This is a genomic window from Ferrigenium kumadai (assembly GCF_018324385.1).
Taxonomy (GTDB): Bacteria; Pseudomonadota; Gammaproteobacteria; order Burkholderiales; family Gallionellaceae; genus Gallionella; species Gallionella kumadai.
Genome location: NZ_AP019536.1, coordinates 683,161 through 695,480, shown reverse-complemented (window position 1 = coordinate 695,480; position 12,320 = coordinate 683,161). Strand labels below are relative to the sequence as shown.

The 12,320-nt window shown below is 50.9% G+C and carries 7 protein-coding genes; 1 reads left to right on the top strand and 6 read right to left on the bottom strand.

Translation table 11 applies throughout. The features are described from left to right. Positions 1-70 precede the first annotated feature (70 nt). The 6 genes from FGKAn22_RS03245 to FGKAn22_RS03220 form a co-directional block, all read right to left on the bottom strand. Entirely contained in the window at positions 71-1,201 is a 1,131-nt protein-coding gene (locus tag FGKAn22_RS03245; protein WP_212786550.1) for a Wadjet anti-phage system protein JetD domain-containing protein, read from the bottom strand. Next, positions 1,201-5,742 (bottom strand): coiled-coil domain-containing protein, encoded by a 4,542-nt coding sequence (locus tag FGKAn22_RS03240; protein WP_212786549.1) that lies wholly within the window; start codon positions 5,740-5,742, stop codon positions 1,201-1,203. Before FGKAn22_RS03240 ends, FGKAn22_RS03245 begins: the two co-directional genes overlap by 1 nt. Then, positions 5,717-6,535, bottom strand: a complete 819-nt coding sequence (locus tag FGKAn22_RS03235) for a hypothetical protein (protein ID WP_212786548.1) — start codon at positions 6,533-6,535, stop codon at positions 5,717-5,719. Before FGKAn22_RS03235 ends, FGKAn22_RS03240 begins: the two co-directional genes overlap by 26 nt. Then, positions 6,522-7,913: a hypothetical protein gene (locus FGKAn22_RS03230; protein WP_212786547.1), complete on the bottom strand. Its 1,392-nt coding sequence runs from the start codon at positions 7,911-7,913 to the stop codon at positions 6,522-6,524. Before FGKAn22_RS03230 ends, FGKAn22_RS03235 begins: the two co-directional genes overlap by 14 nt. Before the next feature lie 201 nt (positions 7,914-8,114). Beyond that, on the bottom strand, positions 8,115-10,331 hold the full coding sequence (locus FGKAn22_RS03225; protein WP_212786546.1) for a S8 family peptidase: 2,217 nt from the start codon (positions 10,329-10,331) through the stop codon (positions 8,115-8,117). 3 nt (positions 10,332-10,334) lie between these two features. Next, positions 10,335-11,519, bottom strand: coding sequence for an AAA family ATPase (locus tag FGKAn22_RS03220; protein WP_212786545.1), 1,185 nt, complete (start codon positions 11,517-11,519; stop codon positions 10,335-10,337). A gap of 322 nt (positions 11,520-11,841) precedes the next feature. Here FGKAn22_RS03220 and FGKAn22_RS03215 point away from each other — a divergent pair, with 322 nt between their 5' ends. Next, positions 11,842-12,267, top strand: a complete 426-nt coding sequence (locus FGKAn22_RS03215) for a helix-turn-helix domain-containing protein (protein WP_212786544.1) — start codon at positions 11,842-11,844, stop codon at positions 12,265-12,267. The last annotated feature ends 53 nt before the right edge of the window (positions 12,268-12,320 follow it).

Here is a 12,320-nt window from a genome sequence, read left to right as displayed (position 1 = left end):
CATCGTGCGGGGCTAGTTATATGGAAGCGGGGAATTATGTAGCAAATTCACATTGACTTAAATCAATGAGTTAAGTGTGTTGGGGAAGTTGTTTTAACTCAAGCGACGAAACGGCGAACGATTCAACATCTGATGGAGATACTTGCTCTTGATCGACTCCGCGCGATGCACAAAGATCAAGCAGATGCGAAGCTAATGGGTCATTCAGCAGATTGGATTTCGGCATATCTTGTTGTCGCTCTTTGCCTGTGGCTTTGATGTATGGATGAGATTTTGTTGGATCAGATAGCGAGGGAATCATTGGTTCATATAAAGCACTTAGCTGAAGGCTAGGAATACCTTTTTTAAGTCTCAGGTAGATTGCAATCCCAGCAGGGTCCATATCCCCCCAGAAAGAGATTTGCTTGTGCGACAGCAGTTCATTTGCTCCCCGGCACGCTGCTCCATCTCGTCTTAACGTAATCGCATGCACAAAACGGTCTTCAACCATACTCGCTAACTGATTGCCATAATCCTCCGCTGCGTTACTCAAGCCAAAGCCAAAGGTGGAAATAAAGGCGCATCGAGCCGCAGCCCGCGTCGTAATCGCCATCTCAAAAGCTGCGGGGTTCTCCACCAAAACAACCATCTCTGGTTCTGCGCACCCCGCCACAACGACATAAAGCGGATGGGAAGGAAATTCCTCGATTGGAATCCCAAAGCGACGAAGCGCGTTGGATGGAAGGGAATCCAAAAGTTTCGACGAACCAAGGAGGTATTTGGCGCTCACCAAATAACGATGACGGCCGGTTTCTGAAGGTAGTGAAGATCGAAGCCGTATAAGTCCCTCCGCAATCCCAAGAAGTGACGGCAAATCGAAATCAGCGAGCTTTATTCCTAACGGCAGTAGCGCATTCTTGTCTGCATCACTTAGGCTTAACCCATTAAGTGCGCTTCGCCAGTTCTCCTCTGCTGGATCTGGTACATTTTGAGGAGCAGGGCCAACGATCCTGACTTGCCTGAATGGAGTTCCATCTGGCGCGACACCATCGAGCCATCCCTGCTTCACCAAACGCGCCAGGGCCTGCCTGACCGTAAGAGCGGACTCGTCAGTGTCCCCAGCTAAGGTTTCAATTAGCCCGGTCGGACGAAGATAGGCCTTGCCGCCCATTCGCCTGATAAGGGCATCCTTCAGGCATTCGACTGCATCCTCGATACTCATTATTGGCTTGCCATAGGCGGCACGACACGCATACTCAACACCCCCATTGCACCATAATGAGATCCCACCTCCTCTGGGCCGAGGAGACGTCGTGTTTGGCAATCCGCATACATGAACTGGCCGTTGATTTCTCGAGCTTCGATTAGCGTCGGGAAATACTCAAAATTATTCTGATAGTTCTCATCATGGCCAGTGATAACCAGCTGGAATCTACCGCGCGTCCCCTTGATGCTGTCCAGCGCATCCTTGATCAATCCCTTGTTGGACAGACTTGAAAAGGCGCCATCCATCAGCGCGAATTGAGTTGGATGGAGATGACGCTGCTGGGCTCGACTCGTGGTTACCCGCCGGAGCTCACGCTCAGTAACGTAATCGGCCATTTTCACAATCCACAATAGAGTCATGGCAACACCCTGTCCAGTACTCACCATGTTCTTTTCCAAAGGCAGTGGATGAGTGCTAATCGATGGCATATAGACCTTGATACGTGGATTGACTATCACCTTCTGATAAAAGGTGGAGCGGATTTCCGCCCGGACTCCACGGATGGCTTGGTCACGAAGTCCAGCGGAAGCACCTTCCATCGCTCGCTTGGTGGTCTCGAATTTTTCGACTAGCCGAACCACCTCGTCAAGAACTGCACGGATGTCACTACGATCCGCCTCGTTCGCCTCGATGACAAATCCAGCAGACAACAATGCTCCACTTGCTTTGTCCAGCTTCGGGCCGAAAACCGATTTCATTGTGCGCAGATTATCTGGCAAGCGCATGGTAAATGACTCCAGCCACTTGCTAAGATTGGCCCACTCTCCATCCAGGTGTTGAGACGCAATTGCGTTGGCAGCCTGATTTTTCTCGTAGTTATTTTGAGCCACTGCATGCAAATGCTCGACCAGAGCCGGGTTTTCCTTAGCGCGCTGCAACTCAGTGCGGACATGCTCGGTCATATCGAGATCCGCGACGACCAGAACCTTTTCGACCAAGGAAACAAATGCTGCCTTCACCGCTTGGTAAGTAGACCGGGCCTCCTTCATGGCTTGTCGCAACGTAGAGGACTCCTCCATCTCGATGTCGTCGGCAATATCGATTACGAGGCGGGCGCACGATTCCAGTGCCGACTCTTCCCGAATTCCAATAGCCGCACCTCCAAGCGGATGCCACTCAATCTGTTCTCGACTGACTTCAACCAGCTCGTTCTGGTCAGCAAGGAATTCTCTATACCTACGAATTAATTCACGGGAAAAATGATCGATGTCGCTAGCCTGTCTGCTCAACTCAATGAGTTTATTTTGCAGGACTTCGATGGCCTCTTGTAACTTGGGCAGTAGGTGATCCTGGATTTCCTCCTGCTCCTGACGTAGATGCCCTAGTCGCTCCTCAATTTGGCGCGGCCGCTCATATCCAGCTTTGACGAATAAATCGGCCAGGTCAAACCGGAACCTGCTCTTAGCATCGGCGGCCTCCCATATTGTGGACAGTTCTTTTTCCACATCGCTTGCTCCAGCCATAAACGATGGATTGTCCTCCGCATGTTCCATGAATTTCTGAATGCGTAACAGCGTTTCAACCTGGCCAGCCGCAACGGTAGCCTCTGTCAGTTCCTGCTGAAGATTAGCCTGTGTGGTCTCATGCAAAGAAATGCCTTCATCGTTAAGTTGAAGTCGCTCTGCCGACTGTTCGTGTATTTGTCGAGCTTCGTCGTATTTCTCACGCAACTCAATCTCAGTTGTTTTTCCATAGCTTGTCAGCAAGCGTTCGACTTGCTGAATATCGGCAAGCATTTCAGCAGAAGCACGACGTTTAAGTTCAGGAAGGTATGCTTCAATCCCGCCTCTCTCCTCAATAATCGCCACATACCGCTCAGACAGGTTTTGCTCGACCGCTTTTATCGCTTGTCGAGCAATGGAAGCTGCTTCGCTCTCTGGGTTGAATTGGATGCGCTCCAAGCTGCGCGTCTCGATCTCATGCTCCAAGTCGGCAATTCGATTTTCGGCCAACTCCTTTTCTCGCTCAACAAGAGAGGGATCAAGGAGGCACTCCACCTGACGGGTCTTGATGCCCAAGAGCCAGGTATAGGATTTACTCCCATCCCAGATAATTTCACCGTTGCGACAGAACTTCTCCAACTCTGGGCGCACGAATATAGGTGCCTCGATTCCGGCATCATCGAGACGTTTAGCAGCTTGAGCTGCATCTGTTTCCGTCGCATAGACCGGCGCATGCAGCAAGGCCGAGAATAGGGTAAGCACCTGAGACCGGCGCTCCGGCCCCACCTTCATCTGTGAAATTGCCTCGTGGAGCGGAACAAAGTTGCCTCCAGCAACATCAGCAGCTTCGCGCGCCACCTTGCCTGCGACAATCACTGCATTGTTTAGTGCCTCCCGTTTGAGCGTGGCTTCAGCCAAATCATCGTTAAGCAGCCCGATTTCACGCCCCAGACGATCCCAGAGAGCGAGCTGATCACTGAGCCATAGTGCAGGGGCAACATCGCCATGTACTCCACGAAATGTTTTCAAGGCTTCCACTAGAGGCTGGATATTGCTCAGTTCGCCATTAAGCCTCCCGACGCGAGCATTAGCCTGATTGAAAGCATCGGAAACTTTCCTTGACAGCCCGATGGGGGAAACATCTCCAAATTCTGCCTGGAAACGCTGCAAAGCAGGCACGGACTCTACATAACGGTTCAGCCTCGCCTCTGCGTCGCGCAGTCCTTTCTCGGCAATCTTTTCTGCGGATGCCAATGTAGTGCGCTCATTGCGGGCTTGGCTGATAGCTTGACTTACCTCTCTCAAGGCGTCTTTGGCGGCGTTCACGGCCAATTGAAACTTCTTAGCACGTTCCCCTGGCTCGGATTCCCCATGTTCCGCCACATAGGCTTTCCACGCGGCATAGATGTCGCCCAACTTACTTACTCGAATTCGATGAGATTCCAAGGTTTGGGCGGCCGTACTATGCTGCTCCGCAACAAGCTTGCCGGTTGCTGCTGGCGCGTTTAACTCCTCTTGAGTAAACAGCTTGCTCTGACTCATGCGCCGGTATTCCGCCTGCTGTTCGCCGACCTGACTTTGTTCAGTGAGCAACTCTTCCTTTTCTTTTTGGTGAGCGGCGGAAAGTTCCATCAGAGTTTTCCACTCACCTTGCTTCGCTTCGAGCTGCTTTGTCGTTTGGATATGCAGCGCACGCGCAGGATTGGTGTCAGCGTTAGCCTCCACCCAATCGAAGGAGGTGGTTATTGCATCGATCGCCTTCTCGCGTGTCCAATCACGCCCGAAGTTATTGGTTAGTCCGATGAGCGCAAGCGCAACCTCGCGAGAATAGAGTTGATTAGGTTTTCCGCGAGTATCGCGAACTTTTATATGGCAATTAAATTCAATAACTTGCGCTCGACTAGCATGAGTCAACTCAAGGCCGTTTCGCTCATGAGCACGGCGATTTATTTCGCTTGGTGGCTCTCCGGTGAACTCTGCCATTACCCGATCTGGGATATACCATTGCCCATCCTGCAGCATCATTGCGCGCGCAAGTGCCGGAAGCGTCTTTGGCGGAGTCAAAGGAATACCAGGAATGGGGCGCTCCTCAACCACATCCTTTAACACCGCCATTTCAACTGAGTAGTTCACTAAATGCTTGTCATAGGCTTGCCGTGCGCTGTCCAGCTTGGATGATGCATCTAACAATCCTTGTAATTCCCGGAGGGTATTGCCAGCCCTGCGCAGCTCTTCCGCTTTTCTGGCAGTCTCGTATTTGGCGCTGATTACCCTAGAAACTTTCTCATGAATCGTATCCTCGATACCACGCTCTCCTTCCTCGCCAAGTTCGCCCATAACGTCCGCCAGCAACTCAGGAGCCAGACGTTCGTAGAACACGGCTGCAGAGTAGTTCATTCCGGCGGGCGGATTTACCTCAAAGTAGCCATGTCCGCCCTCAGCTCCGCGTAGCAGTTGATAAACGAGCTGCTGCTTGAGTGAGGCCGTATCAAAGAAGTCCTCGACATAGGCTTGCCATGCCCGCTTAGTGCGTTCCTTGGCGTTGCTCGGAAACAAGCTATGGCACTGTTTTAGTTGGCCGAGGAATGCATCATCGGTAATCAATGTGTGGTGCATTTTGTGGACTGAAGCGATAGGACAATCCTCGAACGTGCCTTGGTAGGCATACAGTTCAAGCTTCTCGTTTTCACCGCTATAGCCATACATGCCAAAGACCATAGGTTGGCCACCGATATCGCCCCCACTCATGGTTACTAGATCCTGAACTGCGCCCGGATTCGGTATCTGGATTTGGATACGAATATGAGTAAAGTGCCCGGATTGCGTTGGGGAGAAGAACCGCATCCTAATGTCCTTCATCGACTTTCCGTGATGCAGCAACATCGCCAGGATGGCCGTAAACATGGTGCTCTTTCCCTTGCCATTCGGGATGTTGAGTGCCGAACTCTCGCCATTTAGCTCAAAGATTTGGTGTGGCCAGTCTGGACGCCACGGAACATGGCGACGACTATTCAAGAAATTCGAGATTTCAATCCGCTGCAGGATCGGCATCATCTGTCTCCACAATGGTTTGCCCCTGAACCAACTCCAGAGTCCGGCGTTCGACCCCGGTGTTTTTGTCGGTAGGCATGAGATAGGCCAATTCATGTTCGGCCACTACCGCCATATCTACAGCAGCTACTAAGGTTTGCCGGTATTCGCCTGTATTGCCGGCATCCTGAATCATTCCAGCGGTTAGCATCGCCTTCAGGAAGCGACCTGCATAAATAGGCATGCTTTCCTTATGCTCCCAAAGAAGCGTCCAAGCGACCCCTTCGGCACCTGCCGGCTGACCAGCATTACCAAGTTGCTCAATGCCGTTTGAGAGAGTTTCCAAAAAAAGCTTTTCGTTTACCAAGGCTTCCCGGTAGCGGCTTACCTCAGAAGGCAAGCGATCAATTCGCTCATAGAAAAACCATTGCAGGGTAAGCCACATCCGGGCCAACCACACGACACGCTCTGCTTTGCTTGCATTGCGCCTCCGCCCATCTCGGATATGTTCCAGTACCCAGTTTTTCTCCAGGTAAGCTGCCAAGGACTCTCCTCGCAAACGTGTCATAACATAAATGCGATTTGGAATTCTTGCTTTGGCTGGAATCCCGAATTCCAGACCATCACGGATATAGAGTGTGAAGCCCTGAACCGAGAGAAATTCGTTGATATCCTGTAATTCGGATTGACTGCAATCAGCCAAAATTCGTGCAGCCTCCATCTCTCCATCTCGTAATGGGCGGTCTGGCGGGTTGCCATGAATCTCGCGGTGCTTTAGCAAAAGGCTAAAAACCATACCCATTTCAGCTGGGGTCATCGTCTACCTCCAAGAACATCATCGGATCGCTACATGCAACTTCGTTACCAGAATGCGTAAAACGCGCTTCCAAGTCGGTTAGTCCAACGACAATGCGTTGCGTTTCTGTGGACAATAAATCGGGAGATGCATACACCCCAAAAAAATCGAGCGGCGTTTCATCTGCCTGTAGGCTAAACCCGGTCATGGTCATCAATTCACTAAATGGCAATGGCCCGTGCTTTAAGCGTGAAATCACCAACTCGGAATTACGCCTCAGAAAGTCTTGAAAACGCGATGACGCTCCAAGCGCAGATGGGTCAACAGTGAAACCATGTAATGGTTGAGTATCTGTCGAGAAATCCGGTTTTAAGTCGGCCTCCCCAACCAATATGCCGGGATGGAAAAATGGCGTTTCAATTCCCCATGGCATCAGTTCGCTCAGAAGATGCTCGATACGACTGATGCTAGACTCACTTCCCTCAATCACTAGGCGTTCTGCAATCTCCAAAAACTGTATGGACTGAACGCCATCGTTCTTTACCTTCTGGGCGACCTCAAGAAACTGTAAAAACCGCCGCGAAAGCGCCTCTACATTCTGAAGCACCAACTCCATCTCCGCCTGAAGGTTTCCCAGATAGAATCGAGCCTGGTGGCGTTCAGACCAAGCATCAAAGGCATCTCGAATCGCTGGGCTGAACGCGCGTTCGATTGCTTGACTGATCGTTAGCGCAGCAGCATTTAATGCCTCTGCGATACGTTCACCTTCCGCGATTAGCATGCCACGCAACTCTGCAAGCGAAGGGCGTTCAAGCACCCCGGATAATTGCTTGCTTTTGGCGGCCAAGTCCAGGCTCATGGCTCGACAAAACTCAGGGATGTCCTGAAACTGGCCTCGTTCAAGAGCCTTAATGAGGCGGTCCGCATCCAGATCACTATAAAGCCAACTTTCCCGCATGGCCGAAATTCGCAGCAGTAGCCTAGCGTTTTCGGTCAGTTGAATCTGGGAGAAACCTTCCTGGACATCAATTAAGGGCGTGGTGTCCCAAGTCCTCGCGTAACTTACATTACCTGACTCATCCGGCACTCCATAGTGAATCTCCCGACCCTGTTTCAGGTTTGCGATTGCAAACTCAATATCCGAAATCAAAATCTCTGGGTAACGCTTGCGCAGTCTGGAAGCGAGTTCATTGATTGGACAGTAACCGATCCCGCGATCCATCTCGATCTCATGCAACACATCGATGAGTACCAATGCGAGAAACAAGTTAGAGCCAGCCTTGTCCGGAACTTCAGGAACGTAGGCTCCCCCCGAATCGCGTCGACTCTGATGAATATCAATCAGTCGCGAAACAGCCGCGATTAGACGGATATCATGGGGCAAATTGTCTGATGCCACTCCCATCCTTTCTTCCCGTTATCGCATCGAATGGTAATGGCACACCGGCTCTCCAAGTGAGTAGCCACATCATCCAACGCTATATTTCGATTTTCCAGAACGCAGTGTCTGCGGCTATTACGGAAAGAAAACCGAACAAGAAAAATTAGCCGAGCCCAAGAGCATTACCTCAGCATTTTCCTTGTCTCCATCTTTTTTAGTTTAAGTCCGAATCGGCAGCGATACTTGAGGCTGGATCGGAACCAATGTCTTTGCATATGCGCGCAGGATGTCATTGTAGAGGTCTGCATGCTTTGGCGCCTCAACCGTAATGATCAGTGCATATCGTATCTTTTCAGCACCAGTTGCCTTGCCACCAGATTCCCGAGCGTTATAGTGAATGTCGAAAACCGGGTTGTTCAATGTACTGCCACGCATGGTTTTTTCGCCATGCAGCACAGTCTCCCATTTACCCATGTCGGCGCGTCGCTCCTCCTCGGTAGCGAACTTCTTCATGTCAAAGAAACCTTTCGTATCGGCATTTGCCTTGCCGTCTTTGATCTTCGCGTCATTGGGGCGAAATACAATTTCTAGACCGGCACGAGTATAGGCTGCCGCATCTTGTGGATCTGTCGGGGAGGAATAGCAAAAAGTTGCTTTAAGTTTGATGTTGCCGGTTAGTCCGCTTGGAGGCAGCGGCAGCATTGCACGCAAATATTTGCCTGGCTTCAGCTCTCCTTGATAGACGACACGAGCCACGCCGGATGGGCAGGTAATGATGCTCATTATATCCTCGGGCAATTTACCCCAACCTACTTCGACCTTGTCATGCTTGGCTGGGTCGGCTGCATGCACCAGCAAAGCCTTGATTGCCAATGTCGTCAATTCGGTTCCAAGAATTGAACGGATACCAACAGCACTGCGCAATAAATATGGGGATGCGAAGCTAGTGCCGAGTTGTGGCACCAGCGTGGGTTTGTTGCCGGGTGCCAGAACATGGAAATATTTGTTCGCATCACCGCCAAAAGCCATCAAATCAGGTTTGACCACGCCCGGGCTGCGGCCGGGACCAAGCGCACTATAAGGGGCTCGTGCCCAATGCTCTTCGGTGTCGTTGGCCGCACCGACCGCAACAGCATTTACACAATCAGAAGGAACCTGTACACGTGCGTTGCCACTGGCACGATCCATCATGCCATTGTTGCCGACGGCAACAGTCATGAAGGTTTCGCCGTCACCAAGTAGCTCGTCAATTACCGATGTCCAGGCGTGCACATCTGTGTCTTCAATCGGTAGGTCTGGTCCCAAACTCAGATTGATAAATTGATAATGTCTAGAAAGCAACACTTCTTCGACAAGGCCAAGTGTACGGTAAAGCTCCAAAGGGTCTTCTGTGGAAGCATCCTTGTCGAGCACGCGTAAGTGGTCTACGTTGGAAAATGGACGAGCGGCAATGCCGTTTGGCTGAATTGGTCCGAAGAGAAAAGCAGAGGTTACCGCCAATCCGTGTTCAAGACCTTCCGGATCATCTTCCGCTTTTTCATCGAGTACCCGATAAGTGCCCAGCCAAGGGGTAAGCGCGTGCTCTTTAGGAAGGCCGCCGTCGAGGATGGCAACCTTGGGTTCCGATGACAGGGGCTTTTCCGCTGGAAGTGTGCAGCTAACTGAGATGCCTCCGGTGCGAGCTACAGGGCGCAAACCACGCAATTTTGGGAGAGGACGGATGACACGAACGAATACAAAGGCCGCCAATTTTTCGATCTGCTCGGACTTGCCTTCCACGGGAACAAACCACAAATTACCTGCTGTGAAGCTTAGGTCTCCATGTACCTTGATCTCCATGCCCTTGGCATATTTGGCAAAAGCTCGTTGAACAAAAGTTCGATCCTCATTAGGTAGGAGGTGGATGCCCACCTCGAAGAAGTAGTCCTTATCGCTGCCATAATCGACAATACGCTCTCTTGGGGAAAACTCAGAGAATCTTTCGATATGAGCCAAATCTAGTGCTTCATCCGTTCCGGATTCGACCTGTTGGGTCCATGCCTTCAAATTACGAAAGGCTGCGCGTTTGCCCGCGACGAACAATTCGGTTGTGGTGCATTCTCGGGGAATGCTTTTCTTAGTCCATCCCTCCGGCGTCACCTTAACTGTACGGCTGCCGACAGATTCTAACCCAACCGACCGAAGTATCGCCGCTGGAAAAAAAGAACGAGCGATATAGCTAGGATTCATAGTGAGGCGCGCCACACCAAAGTCACCTGGACAAGCATCCGCCGGTAGAACATCCAGAGCCTTAGCAGTCCCATCAAATTGCGGGGTTAAGCGCTGAATTGCTTGCTGCAAGGTGTAAACCTCCGCCTTTCCTGGCATGCGCCTAGGCCCTTTTATGTCATGCGTCAGTAGTTCACCGCGACCGATCAGGAAATTTGTTTGGCTCATGCATTAACTCCTCTTAATTGGCTTTTTAATGGGCTTCTTAATGGACTTCTTAGGTGCTGGCTGCTGCTCAGTACTGTATTTGCGAATTGTGTCCCTGCTCACGCCGGTAATATCAGATACCGTGTGCTGGGATAGGCGGGTCTGTTTTACTAGGAGTACGGCCAAATCGATGCGAGCCTGCCGATCCAGAGACAAAGTTCGAGATTTAATGAATTCCTCAATGAGGTCTGCATCGGAAGCTGATCCAAGAGCTAGAGCGCGGCGAAAACGTCTGATATCGCGCTCAATGTCACTGAACGACTCGCCATTGAACGCAAAAGCCAGGATGTCAATCCAGCGACCAAACAGTGCATAGTCCGGCCCAAGGAATCGTTTAATAGCTTGTTTGACAGCGGGCAGATCAGGAGACTCGAATTTAACTACCAAGTCGAAACGGCGCCACAGCGCCGGGTCAATCAACTCTGGATGATTGGTTGCAGCCAACAACAAACCAGTGGCGGGCCATTCGTCTACCTCCTGCAGGATGACAGTAACCAGCCGCTTCAGCTCACCTATATCTGTGTCGTCACTACGACGCTTGGCAATGGCATCAATTTCGTCCAGCAATAGGACGCAAGGGGTGCGTTTGGCAAAATCTAGCGCGGTACGTAGATTGCTGCCGCTACGACCAAGCAGACTACTCATAACGGCGGTCAGATCGAGCACGTATAGTGGAACGCGTAACTGAGCTGCCAACCACCGAGCTGTCAATGTTTTCCCAACACCAGGTTGACCAACAAAGATAGCTGAGCGAGTCGGATGCAGCCCTAATGACGTTAAGCGCTCAGCTTGGCGACGCTCTTGTATCAACTGGATCAAGCTCTCTTCTAAATCATGCGCCAACAACGGTTGTTCGCAATTGGGCTCATCCTTAAACACCTTCAGGAGCGACAAACGCGATTCATCGTCAACCGGGAATGCTGGCTGGTCGATCACGGGGGGGCGAGAGACTTTGCGCAACGGAGGACCGGACCTTGGTGTTTTTGCGCGCAAATACAAATCCATCTGCTCAGCCAGTTCTGGGGCAGCATTGCGGTACTTGCGAACTAGCCTGGCGACAAATAACCGAACATCTTCAGTTTGCTCTGCCAGTGCCAGCCTCACAAGCTGGGCTAAATCATTTCTAACTTCCTCTACTTCGTCCGACATATTTGTAAGTGGCTAATTATTATGGATATAATATTTTTAATTAATGGACGATTAAATTCTCTCACGTTTCCATTGCTTTGCGCAAGCGTGTGACATTAGCGCCGAGCCTACTCGAAAGAAATCAGAGGGAGCAGAATCTGTTGCTAGCGTGGTTAATGTGAGTGGATTTATTCAGGGGGCATTCAACAATGAAAGCGTATGGACTGATATAGATATTGCACATTTACACTATTAATCAATGTGTTATATTGTTATTTGCTCTTGACTTCCGGGCTTGCTACTTATAACCTTCGGGCATAAATATTTATCCGAATGGTTTTCCTTGAACCCTTTCTCAATTTATTTCCACGACCTGCGCAGGCGCTATCGCATCAGCCAGAGGGAGCTCGCTAACCTGATCGGCTACGAGCAGGGTTACATTTCCGGTTTGGAAATAGGCAGGAAGGGACCGCCTAACGAAGAGTTCGTCTCCAAGCTCATCATGGGATTAAATCTGGATGCCGAAGAACAGGCGGCATTACGTCAGGTAGTACAAGAATCCCAACGCAAATACGTACTCCCTAGTGACGCTTCGGCAGATGTGTTCAGGATGGTCTATGAGCTCTGGGGTGAAATGGAAAGCCTTCATCCTGCACAAATCAGGATGATCCGCGACGTTTTGCACTTACGGAATGACCTAAGCGCGCCAAACCGGGCAGAGTCTGGCCGCACCCTACAAAAGGGAAAAATACAGGGGGCGAAAATGTAAAAGGGACAAACCTTTCGGCTTGTCCCTTTTGTTGGGCAGCTGACGCCACCCGC